Here is a 13394-nt window from a genome sequence, read left to right on the forward strand (position 1 = left end):
TAGCGATTCTAGTTTGATAGGGCGAGCGCCGTCAAGCAGGAATGGTCGCGCCCGAACGGCCCCGACGGGAGAATTTTGCATGCAGCTCGTCCGCAAGTTTTACGCCTCGCTCACGCTCAAACCGCAAGGTCTGACGATGATCGTGGCCGGCTTCCTGCCGGTTTTTGCCATCATCGCCATGTTCCCGGTGGTGGCGGCAATGATCGGCCATTTCAAGGACGTGCCCGATGCCGCGATTCGCGTGCCGGCCATGGTTACCGCGCCAGGCTATGCCATCGCCGTGCTGGCGCCGTTCGCCGGCCTGTTCGTCGATCGTTTCGGCCGCCGCCCACTGCTGCTGGCCTGCACATTCTTCTACGGGATCGTGGGCACGGCGCCATTCTTCCTCGAAAACCTCGATGTCATCTTCGCCTCGCGCCTTTTGCTGGGGGTGTGCGAGGCCGGCATCCTCACCATCGTCAACACGCTGATCGCCGATTATTGGGAAGACCGCGAACGCCGCACCTGGCTGATGCTGCAAGGCATGGTGGGTCCGCTGTTCCAATCGCTCGTCTTCCTGCTGGTCGCGGCCGTGGCGGCCTGGCGCTGGAACGGCAGCTTCCTGGTCTACCTGGTGGCGCTGCCGATCTTTGCGGCGATGTATGCCTTCATCTACGAACCCCGCCAGCCTGAACCAGCCGCGTTGCCCACGCCCGGCACGGTGACCCCGCCGACGCAGGCTGATCGCTTCCCGCTGGGCATGGCGTTCCTGGTGGGCGGGCTGACGCTGTTTTCGTCGGTTCTCTATTATGTGTTCATCGTCAATGGCAGCATCGCCTGGGCCGAAATGGGCGTGACCGATCCCATGGCGGTGAGCAAGGCCACGTTCATCCCCAGCTTCTTCATCCTTGCCGGCGCCGTGGTCTTCCGCATTGTTTCGCGTTTCAGCAATGCCGCGCAGATCGCCACGTTCCTGCTGCTGTTCGGACTGGGCCTGGCCGGCATTGGCCTGGCGCACAGCGTGCTGCAGATGCAGGTGGCGCTGGTCATCCAGCAGACCGGTGCCGGCATGGCGGTGCCCGCCCTGATCGCCTGGGCGCAAAGCAAGTTCTCGTTCCGCCACCGCGGGCGCGGCATGGGGGTGTGGACAAGCTGCTTCTTCCTGGGCCAGGCGGTCTCGCCGGTCCTGGTCGGGCTGGTGGCGCGGCACCTGGGTTCGATGCAGGGCGCTTTCCTGGCGGCCGGCGTCGTCGCCCTGGCAGCGGCCTTGGCCGGCGGCGCGATTGCGCTGCGCCACAAGGCCGTGCTTGCCCCGGCATGACGCCAAGGCTGGGGCAACGGGCGTGTGACGCAATGATGACTGGCCGGTTGGCGGGCGCAACAAATGACGATATGGCACCGCAACACGCACCCGCCGTTCCGGCTGGCGCCAGCATAGGGTAGCCTTGATGTCGCAAGAAACGTCCGTCCCGGCGGACGCCCAGGAATTCACGCTCGAAGGCCTGAGCCGCGCGCCTTTGCAGGGCCGCAGCAAGGCTTCGCTCGAACGCATGCTGGCCACTGCGCGCGAACTGATGCTGGAACGCGGCAGCGAAGATTTCACGCTTCAGGAAGTGAGCAGCCGCGGCAAAGTGTCGATCGGCTCGATCTACCTGCGCTTTGAAAACAAGGACAGCCTGGTGCGTGCGGTGCTGCTTCAGGCCACGCAGAACTTGGCGCGCGAGGAGAACGCGATGCACGCGGCGCTGGCCGCGTCCTGCGCCAACCTTGCCGAATTCGTGCCTCGCTATGTCGAGGCCTATTCCGAAGTGCTCCGCGTCAACGCCCCGCTCTTGCGCCTGACCATGATGCGCGCCGAGCAGGACCCGCAGATTTCAGCCTTGGGCAAGCAGGCAGCGTTGCGCGCGGTGGACAAGGCCGTGGCTGCGTTCATGACCTATCGCGACGAATTCGGTGGCGCGGATCCCGAACTCGCCGCCTCGTCGGCGCACCATATCATCTTTGCAACCCTCGCCCGCCAGCTCAGCCTGGGATCGAGCAGCGAGTCGGTCACCAATTACGACTGGAATGTGCTCAAGGGCGAACTGGCGCGCATGTGCGCCGCCTATTTCCAGGCGCCCTGAACCACCAGGCCGCCCCGAAAGGCCCGCATTCAGCGCTTGCGCGCCGGCACTGCTTGCCCTCGAAACCCGATCCAGACGGCGCGTCCGATCCGGCCCGGGGGCATAGACCGCATTGATGACCGCTATCGCCGTTTGCGGGGTGGCGCGGCGGGCGCGGGCTTGTCACTATGCCGCCATGGTCACGCCCACCCATGTTCTTCCGCTCGTCGATATCACCCGCCTGCAAAGTGCGCGGCGCGAAGACCGCATGGCCGTGGCCGAAGAACTGGACCGCGCCTGTGTCGACGCCGGGTTTCTCTATGTCACCGGGGCCCAGATCGACACGGCATTGCGCGACCGCGTGGTGGCGCGCGCCAAGGCCTATTTCGCGCAAGACCAGGCGGCCAAGATGGCCAGCTACATCGGCCTGTCCGAAAACCACAGCGGCTATGTGCCGGTGGGCGAGGAACAATTCGGCAGCGGCACGCCCGATCTCAAGGAAGCCTATGACATCAACGTGGACTATGCCCACGCGCACGGCCGTCGCCCGCTGCTGGGGCCCAACCTGTGGCCGCCGATGCCCGGCTTTCGCGAGGACGTGCAGGCCTGGTACCAACACCTGACCGGCATCGGTCACCAATTGTTCCGCGCCTTTGCCCTGGCGCTGGGCCTGGCGGAAAGCCATTTCGACGCCCACCTGCGCCATCCGCCCAGCCAGTTGCGGCTGATCCACTACCCCCACGATGCCGATGCGCAGGATCGCCCCGGCATCGGCGCCCACACCGACTATGAATGCTTTACCCTGCTGCACGTGACCGCGCCCGGCCTGCAAGTGGTGGACAAGCAGGGCAACTGGGTGGACGTGCCGCTGGTGGACGGCGCCTTGATCATGAACGTGGGCGACATGATGGAAATCCTGTCCAACGGCCGCTACCTCGCTACCAAGCACCGGGTGAAGAAAGTGGCGCAGGAGCGCTATTCCTTCCCGCTGTTCTTCTCGTGCGACTATGACCATGTCATCGCGCCGCTGGTCGTGGGGCCGGCGGGACGGCAGGCGTCGCACTATCGCCCGATCAAGGGCGGCGAACACTTGTTCAACCAGACCGCGCAGACCTTTGCCTATCTCAAGACGCGCATCGCGCGCGGCGAACTGGTGCTGAACGATCCCGTGCCGCTTGATTCCTTTGGCCAGCGCGAGGCCGGGGCACGACCATGACGCTGGACCAGTTGCTGGCCGTCCTGCCACCCCGTCCGCTGGGGGACCTGGCCTTTCCCCGCCATCTGCTCGGCGCATTCCGGCGCAAGAGCATCACGTTCTGCACCGGGCTGACCGACGAGACCACGCCGGTCTACTGGTTCCAATCGCGCAGCTTCACCCTGGACTTGCGCTTGCCGGGCCTTGACCAGACGGCCGTTTCCGATCGGCAAGGCTGGGTGGGGGATACGCTATGGGACGAGCGCCGCGCTGAACTGTCATGGTCTATCGCGCGCAGCTATCAGCCGCGCAACCAGTGGCCCGAGCCGGCCCGCCTGGCGTTCATCGGCAACAGCGTGCTCGAATTCGCGCCTTCGGGTGCCTATGTCGAGGATTGGCGCCAGCAAAGCACGCAGGGCCCGCTGCTTGGCCTGCGGCTCACGGCGATGCGCGACGAGGCCACGGGCGCCCGGCATGCGATGGATGGCGGGCTGATCATGGCGGGCGCGCACATCGCCCTCGCGCGCTCACGCCTGCCGGCCGATGATGCAGCCTTGGCCGAAACGGAAAGCCTGGAGCAGGCACTTGCCAACGGGTGCACCAGCGCTGCGGCGATCGAAAGCTATGAAGTGTCGGTGGCCTTGGGCAGTGAGATCGTGACCCGCAGCACCCAGCCCGCGCGGCGAGGCAAGCCGATCGCGCCAGGCCCGTTCACGCTCCTGCCCGATGGCACCGTCACCCAGGAATGCGCGATAAATGGCGCGCGCTGGACGCGGTTTTACACGGTCGACGTGTTCGAACCGGATTTCGCTTTCGCCACATGCACGCCCGCCGCGCCCGATGCGCTCACCTGGCTGGAAGCGGAACGCGCGCACCTGGCGCGGCATGCGCGGGTCGCGATGTAGACACACGGGCGGCACGGGGCGCCAAAAGGCGCTCCCCCGTGCCGCCGGCGCCGTTACACTTTCTGGCCGACGGTTGCGGCCGGCGCGGCGGGTGCCTCTGCCTTGGCCGGCACAGCCTGGGTGTTGGGCTTGACCGCGCTGCAGGCGTCGGACGCGGCCTGCGTCACGCGCGGCGCGGCATCGGCGCCACCCTCGGAACTGTAGGATACCGTGCGGGTGCAGCCCGATGCGTCGGTGGTGGATGAAACATAGGTCATGTGAACGCCCTTGGGCAGATTGCCCATGCCGGCTGCGGTCACGCCGGGTGCGGCGCCCGCTGGTGCGGCGGCGGCATTGGCCATGGCGGCACGCTGCATCAAGGCAACCTGCTGCATCATCGCAGCGGCCTGCTGGTCCATCATTGCCGAAATCATATCCATCTGGGCGAATGGATCGGCCAGCGCCACCGGCTGAACCGCAACGCGCGGCGGCACCGCGCCCTGATATTGCACTTGCGCCACCGAGCCATCGGGGAGGTTGACCAGCATGGTGTGCACGTCGGCCGTGGCCGCCTGGGCGGCGCAGGCCCCTGCCAGCGTAAGCGCGGCGGCGCCGATCGCAAACTTGGGGAATCCTGTCATGGATGTCGCTCCTTGTGCTTGTCCGCGCCCAAATTTCCGCTGCCTGGCTGAACGCGCGATGAAGCATGTGGCGCCGCGCGACGAGGCGTGACTGCCTGCGCGATGCCCGGATCGGCCAGCGCGCGCCGCCCGGCAGGCCCAATGACGAGCGTTGCTGATAGCGCGATTGAACTCTCTCAAGCCAGCCTCGCGCAGCACGCAAACGACGCGGGCAGCTATGAGCATCGGCAATGCCGCGGCCCGCAGCAACGGCACCGCGCAGCCTGCACCTATTTGCGCCGCGCAACATATCGTTGCGGGCAAACAATGAACGAGACATTCTCAATTTAATTGGTAGAGTTTATTGCCTAGCGAGCCCTCACGCGCTGCCTGGCCAGAGGCCCGAACCGCAGCGCGGCATTTCTTGCCATGGGGGGGAATTCCATGAAATCCGCTTTGCTCGCCACGTCGGCCCTGATGCTGGCGCTACCCGCTGCTGCCTTTGCCGCAACACTGCCCGCGCCCGCTGCCGAGCCTGACACGGCGCCAGCCACGGCCACCGACATCATCGTGACGGGCACGCGCACCACCGGCACCCGCGCTGCCGACAGCGCCGCGCCGATCCAGATCCTGGGCGCCAGCACCATCGAAAATGTCGGGCAGCGCGATCTGCGCCAGGTTCTGGGACAAAGCCTGCCCAGCCTGGGCACGCAATCGTTCGGCGGCGACGCGGCCAATCTCACGCTCAACGTGGCCTTGCGCGGCATCAGCCCCAACGACACGCTGGTTCTGGTCAATGGCAAGCGCCGCCACTTCACCGCCAACCTGGCCGTCTTGGGCGGCAGCCCCTATTCGGGCGCGGCCACCACGGACCTGAGCTTCATTCCCACCGGTTCGATCGGCCGCGTGGAAGTCCTGCAGGATGGCGCGGCGGCGCAATATGGCTCGGACGCGATCGCCGGCGTGGTCAATATCATCTTGCGCAACGACGATCATGGCGGGCAGCTCTCGCTGACCGGCGGGCAGTATTACAAAGGTGACGGCAAGACGTTCGAGGGCAGCTTCAACAAGGGGTTCAAGCTGGGCGATCGCGGCTTCCTCAACCTGACCGGCGAATACCGCTTTCACGATTATACCCAGCGCGGGACTTATGATTACCGCTTCTTCAACACCGATGGCACGCTGCGCAGCAGCCTGAGCGCGCTCAACGCCAACGGGATCAAGGGCGCGGCGAACTATCCCTATGTCAACCGCATCCTGGGCGATGCGCGCTACCAGATCTGGAACCTGGCGTTCAATGCCGGCTATGACGTGAGCGACACCGTCCATGCCTATGCCTTTGGCAGCTATGGCCGGCGCACCGCATCGGCGCGGCAGAACTATCGCGCGCCCAGCCGCTATACCGGCACCGATGCCAACGGCAACACGGTGGTGCCCTTCCCCAATGGCTTTACCCCGCGCATCGCGCTGGACGAGGAAGACTTCTCGCTCACCACCGGCCTTTCGGGCGATCTGGGCGGCTGGCAGTGGGATGGCTCGCTCACGTATGGCCGCGTGGCCGATGCGCTCTACACCCGGGATTCGATCAATGCCGCCACCTGGCTGCCGGTGCAGAAGGCCAGCACCACCGCAGTGCGCCCGCAGACCGACTATTACGATGGCACCGTGACCAACAGCGAGTGGGTGGCAGACCTGGGGGCCACGCGGGACATTCCGCTCGGCCTGGCCAAGCCGCTGACGCTTTCGCTGGGCGCGCAATACCGCGTTGGCCACTATGGCATCCAGAACGGCGAGTTGGGCTCCTACTACAACGGCGGGCCGGCCGCCTATCCCGGCTTTGGGCCCAGCGATGCCGGGGTCAACGGGCGCAAGACCTGGGCCGGCTATATCGACGCGGCGCTCGATCCGGTATCGGGCCTGCACCTCGATCTAGCGGGCCGTTATGAACACTATTCCGATTTCGGATCGGTGTGGACGGGCAAGGCCACCGCACGCTATGATTTCAGTCCGGCCTTTGCCCTGCGCGGCACGGTTTCCAACGGCTTTCGCGCGCCGACCCTGGCAGAGGAATACTATTCCTCCACCAACGTCAGCCCCAATTCGATCTATGCCCAGCTCGCGCCCAATTCGCCCGCCGTGGCCGCGCTGGGCTTTGGCAAGCTCAAGCCGGAAAAATCGACCAACTTATCGGCCGGCTTCGTCGCCCATCCCGGCGGCGGCCTGCAGCTGACGGTGGATGCCTACCAGATCAAGATCACCAACCGCATCGTCGCCTCGGGCGGGATCGTGGGCTATTCGAGCGGCTTTGGCAGCAATGGCGTGGTTTCGTCCGCCGTGCTGTCCACGCTTGCGGCGCGGGGCCTGATTTCGAGCACCGACCCGGCAGTGGTGGCGGCCAGCGGATACAGCTTCTTCGGCCTCAACCTGTTCACCAATGGCGCCGATACCCGCACGCGTGGGGTGGAAGCAACGCTGACGGCCACCAGCCGCTTCGGCAGTGGCGACCGCGTCGACTGGAGCCTGGGTTTCAACTACAACCAGACCAAGGTTACCCGCGTCTCCGGCCTGCCTTCGGCGGTTTATAATGCCGCATTCGGGCAGACGACCCTGCTGACGCGCAACGCCACGGATGCGCTCACCACCGCAACGCCGCGCGTCAAGCTGATCGCCAGCGCGCTGGTCACCCACGGGCCGCTGTCGTTCAACCTGCGCGAGACGCTCTATGGCATCACGCGCCAGCACGTGAGCCTGGATGGCACCGGCTCCGGCAACACCGTGATCGGCACGCCGACCACGCTGATCACCGACGTGAACCTGGGTTGGAAAGTCACGCCGGCCTTCCGCCTCGATCTGGGCGCCAACAACGTGCTCAACCACAAGGCCACCACGGTTCCCAACGTCAACAACAACGGGGTCCTGCAACCGGCTGATGGCAGCAACGTCTACGACCGGCCGTCCTCGCTCGCGCCCTGGGGCATCAACGGGGGGTATTACTACGCCCGCGTGACGCTCTCGTTCTGATCCGGCCCGGAAGGAGCACACCATGATCGATCGGCGATCCTTGTTGACCGCATTGGGTGCGGCCACCGTCACGCTGGGCCTTCCCGCCCGCAGCCTGGCCAAACCCCTGCCACCGGGCGGCACCCGCCCCGCCCGCGTGGTGGTGCTGGGCGCTGGGATCGCCGGCCTTGTCGCTGCGCGCGAGCTGGAGCGGCAGGGCGCCACCGTCACCGTGCTGGAAGCGCGCCAACGCGTGGGCGGCCGCGTCTGGACCGTGCGCGGCGGCGATCGCTTTACCGACACCGAGGGCGTGACCCAGACAGTGGGTTTTTCCCCCGGCCTCTACCAGAACGCGGGCGCCGCCCGCCTGCCCAGCCATCACGAAGGCGTGCTGGGCCTTATCCGCGAACTGGGCGTGCCGGTGGAACCGCTGGTCAATGCCAGCCGCAGCGCATTCCTGTCGGACGAGCATGGCACGCTGCGCCTGCGCGAAGCCAGCTATGACTTGCGCGGCTATCTCTCGCAATTGCTGCAGGAAGCGCTGCGCAAGGGCACGTTCGATGTGGAACTCGATGCGTCCACCCGCCAGGCGCTGGCCAAGTTTCTGGCGGTTTATGGCGATCTGGGCGCCGACGGGCAGTTTCACGGCAGCCCGCGTGCGGGCCTGGCCAGCCCGCCCGGCGCCACGCCGCGCGATCTGCAACGCGCCGTGGCGCCGCGCAGCCTGGACGATATCCTCGCCCACCCCGCCCTGCCGTTCATCCTGTTCGATGACGATATCCTGATGCAGGCCACCATGCTGGCGCCGCGCGGCGGGATGGATGCCTTTCCCAAGGCGCTGGCCGCAGCGCTGCGTCGGCCCGCCGTGACCGGTGCGCGCGTCACCGCGATCCGCCGCGAGGGCGAGGGCGTGCGGATCGAATGGCGCAATGCCGCGGGGCAGCCGCAGGCAACGATCGCCGATCGCGCCGTGATTACCCTGCCGCTGCCGATACTGGCGGGCATCCCGTCGGATTTTGCCGCGCCAACCACCGCGGCCATTGCCAGCGCGCGGCTGGCGGATTCGGTGAAAGTGGCGTTCGAAAGCGCGCCGTTCTGGGAAGCGGACCAAATCTATGGCGGGCTTTCGTTCGTGGGCGGGGAAACCGGGGTGATCTGGTACCCGTCAGACCGCTTCCAGGCGCCCCGCCAGGTTCTGCTGGCTGCCTATACCGCAACGCCCGCCGGGGCGAAGGCCTTTGCCGCGCGGCCGCTGGACCAGCAGGTGGCGCTGGCTCGCGCGGCGGTGGACAAAGTGCACCCCGGCCATGGTGCCGCCTTGGCCAACCCGGTGGTAATCAACTGGGGCAAGCAGCCGTTCAGCCTGGGCCCGTGGATCGAGTGGGGCCAGGATGGCAACGATCCGGCCACGCTCGACCGCTTGAACCAGGGCGACGGGCCCTTCGTTTTCGCCGGCAGCCACCTGTCTGCCTATAGCGGCCACTGGCAGGAAGGCGCGGTTCTTTCCGCCCGCCGCGCCGTGAGCCTGCTGGTGCCCTCGCTGTCCCACGTTCGTTGAGGAGAATACCCGATGCCCAAGATTTCAGCCTTGCGCCGCGCCATCGCCCTGCCCGCGCTGGCCTTGCTGGGGTGGCAACCGGCCCATGCGGCCACCGCCACCGCCGCGCCGATCGTGCGCCATCCCGCCCCCGATCCGGCAGCCCCGATCCTGGTGGGCGTGACCGTGCCCGCCGGCGCACAGACCCTGCTGCTGAGCGGCCAGGTGCCCCCGGTCAACGACACCACGGCCGATCCGGCCAGCATTGCCGCCTATGGCGATACCCGTACCCAGGCGCTGGGCGTGTTTCGCAAGATCGACACCGCGCTCAAGGCGCAAGGTTTCGCGCTGGGCGATGTGGTCAAGCTTACCGTCTATCTGGTGGGTGATCCGGCCAAGGGCGGCAAGCTGGACTTTGCCGGGTTCTCGCAGGCCTATGCCCAGTTCTTCGGCACGCCCGAACAGCCCAACAAGGTGGCGCGTACCACCGTGCAAGTGGCGGCGCTGGCCAATCCGGGCTTCCTGGTCGAAGTGGAGGCGGTTGCCGCCAAAGTCCGGTAAAGCGGCCCCTTATCCCTCCCTGCCGCGCAAGTGCCGCGTGATCTCGTCCAGGAAAAGTTGCGCGGGAGTGGCGCGCTCGGGCGCCTGGCGGGTGAGCAGGTACATCGGATAGGACGGGGCGATGTCTTCGGGCAGCAGCGGCCACAGCTCGCCCGCCTGCACCGCGGGCGCGGCGGCAAGCGTGGGCAGGAAGCCGATGCCGGTGCCCAGGCGGATAAGCCGCTGCGCTTCGTGCAGGTCTTCGGCCAGGCCCGTCACCACCGTGCCCAGGCGATAGCGCTGGCGCAGGCGGGTGATCGTCTCCACCTCGTCATGGCCGGTCAGCACGAAGCCCTCGTCGCGCAGGCTGGCCATGGTGGCGATCCGCGTGCCGAACAGCGGGCTGCTACGCGCGCAATAGAGTTGCTGGGTTTCGGTGAACAATGGTTCGTAGGTCAGCCCCGCGCGCACGCCGCTGTCGGTGCCCACGCCCAGTTCGGCCTCGCCCCGCTCCAGCACGTCGAGCACTTCGCGCCAGGGGGAAACGCGGATCTCGATGCGGATGGCGGGATGGCGCGCGTGCAGGCTGGCAATCGCCGCGTCGAATTCATCCGATACGATCGACGACACCACCTGGATGCGGGCAAGCCCGCTCACCTGTTGCAGCGCCTGGGCGATCCGGTGCGGCGCGGCGCGCGCAGCCTCGGCCATGTCTTCGCACAGCAGGTAGAGCGCGCGCCCGGCCGCGGTCAGCTCCACGCCGCTCACGCCGCGATGCAGCAGGCGCGTCCCGGCATGGTCTTCCAGGCGTTTGAGCGCCGCGCTGATCGTGGGTTGCTGCTTGTTAAGCCGCCGCGCGGCCGCGCCGATGCCGCCAGCCTTCGCGATTTCGACAAAGAGACGCAGCAGGTTCCAATCCACCTGGGCGGCAAAGTTGGGATTGGGCAGATCGGGCATGTGCCCCAGCCTAGGTCATCGCCTCGCCTGCGGCAATGCAACGGGGAAAGGGAGCTGCCCCTTCCCCGCCGCGATGCCAGCTCAGAACGTATAGCGCGCCCGCACCCCGATGGTGCGGGGGCGTGCCCAGGAAATGCGGTCACCGGGCTGGTAGACCTTGTAGTAGGTGGCCCGGGCGACATCGACATACTTTACGCCATTGACCAGGTTATTGCCGAACAGGCCCAGTTCGAGCCGGCCGATGTCATAGCTGATCGAGGCGCTGACATTGTGCTGTTCGGGTATGCGCGCATAAGTGGCGCTCAACCCATCGGTCACCAACTCGCCATTGGTGATCTTGGTCTTGTAGGGATTGAACGTGGTGAACTGGTCACCCTGGAACTGATAACTGGCACGCAAGTGGATCGACTGGTCGGTGCCGATCATGCGATCGTAGAACAGCGAGGCGGAAGCCGTCCATTGCGGGAAATAGGGCGTGCGGTTGCCGTCGAAAGCGCCCACCGTCGGGATGTTCCCGTTGGCGCGCGAGTCCGTGTACGAGGCAAAGCCCGAGAACGTCACTTCGGGGCTCAGCTTGACCGTGGTTTCCAGTTCCAGGCCCTTGGAGCGGATCTTGCCCTTGTTGTCGGTGAAGAAGTACGAGCAATCGAGCAGCAGGCGAGTCTGCACGTCGCTCCAGTCGATCCAGAACGCGCTGGCGTTGAACGTCACCTTGCCATCGGCCAGGCGCGCCTTTTCGCCCACGGTATAGTTCCACAGCTTGTCGGGCCCGAAGGTATTGGGCGCCGAGCTATAGCCATAGGATGCCAGGTTGTTCTTGCAGGTGCCGGCAATGCCGGTGTCGCCGATCGGCACCGGCTGGTTCGCGCCGCCATAGCGGAAGCCCTTGGCCACTTCGGCATAGACCATGAAATCCTGGCTCGCCTTGTACGACACATTGGCGCGCGGGTTCACGCCGTTGGACTTGAGCGTGGCGTTCTGTTCCAGCGGCACATGGTCGATCACGCCATAGACGCCGCTTTCGAACAGGTAATACTTTTCCTTGAAGTTGAAGTACCGCAATCCGCCCGACAGATCGAGCTTGTCGGTCACATGCCAGGTGGCATCGGCATAGGCGGCGAACTGGTGTTCGTCGGTATCCTGCAGGCCGGAAAAGATGTCGTTGGAATTGAACGCCTTGTCCACCGCCTTGGAATCATAGAGGCCATTGGCGGTCTGCGGGAACGGACCATAGAAATAGTTCATGTAGGACAGCGTATCGAACCCGGCGACGGGAATGTCCTGAACCAGGTGGCGGACCTGCTTTTCATAGAACACGCCCGCGGTCCATTTCAGGGCGCCGGTGTTGTCGGAAGCCAGGCGTGCTTCGACCATCGTGTCCTTGATCTTCTGGTTGATCATGTACTGTTCGTAGGGGATCAGCTTGCTGACCGCCGGATCGAAGCTGGTCGGCGCCTTGTAGAGCGGATAAGTGCTGCTGCTGACGGGCAGCGTGCCCCCGCTGTAATCCTGGAAGAAATAGCCGATCGTCGGCTCGGTGCTGGCCAGGTAGCCCACGTCGCGATCGGTATGCGCGCCGCTGACGATCAGGTGCACGCCACCCAGGTCATAATCGGCAGAGGCCTGGTAAAGACGGAACTTGTCGCTCGTTCCTTCGGGGCCATTGGTGAACGTGGTATAGTCGGCCAGCCCGCTCATGCCGGTGTTGAGGCCATTGGCCTTGCTGTGTTCATAGGTGAATGCAGCGTCGAACGTGAACGCGGTGCTGGGTGTCCAGCGCAGGGCGACGCGGGCCTGCTCGGTGGTGTTGCTGTTGAGGTTCTTGCCGGCATAGGCGCCGACATTGTCGATGAACCCGCCATCGCGGCCAACATAGACATTGGCCCGCACCGCCAGCTGGTCTTTCACCAGCGGCAGGTTGACCATGCCGCGGACGCTGGTGCTGGCCGCGCCATGCTCGGTGGTGGCGGCCGATCCTTCGATCGACCCGCTCACTTCATCGGCACGCGGCTTGGCCGTGACGAAGCGCACCGTGCCGGCCATCGATCCGGCGCCATAGAGCGTGCCCTGCGGGCCGCGCAGCACTTCCACGCGTTCCAGGTCATAGACCTTGAGATCGGGGGTCTGGCCCTGCACCGAAATCGGCGTGTCATCGAGATAGACCGCCACCAGCGAACGGTCCGAGGTATCGGACGTGCGGTAGCCTCCGGTGGAAAGCCCGCGCATGTTGAACTTGTTGAAACCCGGCGCGCTTTCGGTGATCGACAGCGAGGGCACGAAGCGCTGCAGGTCTGACAGGTTGCCCTGGCCCGACTTGGTGATCGTGTCGACGTTCACCACCGAAATGGCGATCGGCACCTTCTGCACCGATTCTGCGCCCGATCGGCTGGCGGTGACGACGATGTCCTCGACCTTGGCGCTGGGCGTGGCGGCCTGGTCTTCGGCCAAAGCAGGCGCGGCCACCACGACGGCGCAAGACAGGATGGCCGTGGTTGCCATGAGCCGGGCGGCCACGCGGGCGCACGGCATGGTGGAAAGGGATTCGCAGGTTTTCATTATACCCCTCGCTTGTTCTGATTT

Annotated in this window: 10 protein-coding genes; 7 read left to right on the plus strand and 3 right to left on the minus strand. The window is 65.8% G+C overall.

What is annotated here, in order from left to right; all coding sequences use genetic code 11:
• The first annotated feature begins 79 nt into the window (after positions 1-79).
• The 4 genes from FHW94_RS18015 to FHW94_RS18030 all read left to right on the plus strand — a co-directional run bounded on the left by FHW94_RS18015 (position 80) and on the right by FHW94_RS18030 (position 4181).
• Positions 80-1300, plus strand: coding sequence for an MFS transporter (locus FHW94_RS18015; RefSeq protein ID WP_168557198.1), 1221 nt, complete (start codon positions 80-82; stop codon positions 1298-1300).
• A 127-nt stretch (positions 1301-1427) separates the two neighbouring features.
• Positions 1428-2102, plus strand: coding sequence for a TetR/AcrR family transcriptional regulator (locus tag FHW94_RS18020; RefSeq protein ID WP_168557199.1), 675 nt, complete (start codon positions 1428-1430; stop codon positions 2100-2102).
• A 115-nt stretch (positions 2103-2217) separates the two neighbouring features.
• Positions 2218-3297 (plus strand): 2-oxoglutarate and iron-dependent oxygenase domain-containing protein, encoded by a 1080-nt coding sequence (locus FHW94_RS18025; protein WP_246866240.1) that lies wholly within the window; start codon positions 2218-2220, stop codon positions 3295-3297.
• Entirely contained in the window at positions 3294-4181 is an 888-nt protein-coding gene (locus tag FHW94_RS18030) for a hypothetical protein (protein WP_168557200.1), read from the plus strand. Before FHW94_RS18025 ends, FHW94_RS18030 begins: the two co-directional genes overlap by 4 nt.
• A gap of 53 nt (positions 4182-4234) precedes the next feature.
• On the opposite strand, the gene FHW94_RS18035 is transcribed toward FHW94_RS18030, so the two are convergent.
• Complete coding sequence (locus FHW94_RS18035; RefSeq protein WP_168557201.1) at positions 4235-4801, minus strand: hypothetical protein; 567 nt, start codon at positions 4799-4801, stop codon at positions 4235-4237.
• Positions 4802-5224: 423 nt separating this feature from the next.
• On the opposite strand from FHW94_RS18035, the gene FHW94_RS18040 reads away from it, so the two are divergent.
• The 3 genes from FHW94_RS18040 to FHW94_RS18050 are packed head-to-tail and all read left to right on the plus strand — an operon-like array spanning position 5225 to position 9878.
• Positions 5225-7801: a TonB-dependent receptor gene (locus FHW94_RS18040; protein ID WP_168557202.1), complete on the plus strand. Its 2577-nt coding sequence runs from the start codon at positions 5225-5227 to the stop codon at positions 7799-7801.
• 22 nt (positions 7802-7823) lie between these two features.
• The gene (locus FHW94_RS18045) at positions 7824-9338 is read left to right on the plus strand and encodes an FAD-dependent oxidoreductase (RefSeq protein WP_168557203.1); all 1515 of its coding nucleotides are present in this window, start codon (positions 7824-7826) and stop codon (positions 9336-9338) included.
• 12 nt (positions 9339-9350) lie between these two features.
• Complete coding sequence (locus FHW94_RS18050) at positions 9351-9878, plus strand: RidA family protein (RefSeq protein ID WP_168557204.1); 528 nt, start codon at positions 9351-9353, stop codon at positions 9876-9878.
• A gap of 9 nt (positions 9879-9887) precedes the next feature.
• On the opposite strand, the gene FHW94_RS18055 is transcribed toward FHW94_RS18050, so the two are convergent.
• Both FHW94_RS18055 and FHW94_RS18060 read right to left on the minus strand, forming a co-directional pair.
• A complete protein-coding gene (locus FHW94_RS18055; RefSeq protein WP_168557205.1) occupies positions 9888-10814 on the minus strand; it encodes a LysR family transcriptional regulator in 927 nt (308 codons plus the stop codon).
• 81 nt (positions 10815-10895) lie between these two features.
• The gene (locus tag FHW94_RS18060; RefSeq protein ID WP_168557206.1) at positions 10896-13370 is read right to left on the minus strand and encodes a TonB-dependent receptor; all 2475 of its coding nucleotides are present in this window, start codon (positions 13368-13370) and stop codon (positions 10896-10898) included.
• Positions 13371-13394: the final 24 nt, after the last annotated feature.

Origin of the sequence: Novosphingobium sp. SG720 (assembly GCF_012275365.1) — a bacterium.
GTDB lineage: Bacteria > Pseudomonadota > Alphaproteobacteria > Sphingomonadales > Sphingomonadaceae > Novosphingobium > Novosphingobium rhizosphaerae.

Bases quoted from the DNA above. Each gene is read 5' to 3' on its own strand.
- FHW94_RS18045 (WP_168557203.1), top strand. From the start codon at position 7,824: ATGATCGATCGGCGATCCTTGTTGACCGCATTGGGTGCGGCCACCGTC.
- FHW94_RS18050 (WP_168557204.1), top strand. From the start codon at position 9,351: ATGCCCAAGATTTCAGCCTTGCGCCGCGCCATCGCCCTGCCCGCGCTG.
- FHW94_RS18035 (WP_168557201.1), bottom strand. From the start codon at position 4,801: ATGACAGGATTCCCCAAGTTTGCGATCGGCGCCGCCGCGCTTACGCTG.
- FHW94_RS18040 (WP_168557202.1), top strand. From the start codon at position 5,225: ATGAAATCCGCTTTGCTCGCCACGTCGGCCCTGATGCTGGCGCTACCC.
- FHW94_RS18060 (WP_168557206.1), bottom strand. From the start codon at position 13,370: ATGAAAACCTGCGAATCCCTTTCCACCATGCCGTGCGCCCGCGTGGCC.
- FHW94_RS18055 (WP_168557205.1), bottom strand. From the start codon at position 10,814: ATGCCCGATCTGCCCAATCCCAACTTTGCCGCCCAGGTGGATTGGAAC.
- FHW94_RS18030 (WP_168557200.1), top strand. From the start codon at position 3,294: ATGACGCTGGACCAGTTGCTGGCCGTCCTGCCACCCCGTCCGCTGGGG.
- FHW94_RS18015 (WP_168557198.1), top strand. From the start codon at position 80: ATGCAGCTCGTCCGCAAGTTTTACGCCTCGCTCACGCTCAAACCGCAA.
- FHW94_RS18020 (WP_168557199.1), top strand. From the start codon at position 1,428: ATGTCGCAAGAAACGTCCGTCCCGGCGGACGCCCAGGAATTCACGCTC.
- FHW94_RS18025 (WP_246866240.1), top strand. From the start codon at position 2,218: ATGACCGCTATCGCCGTTTGCGGGGTGGCGCGGCGGGCGCGGGCTTGT.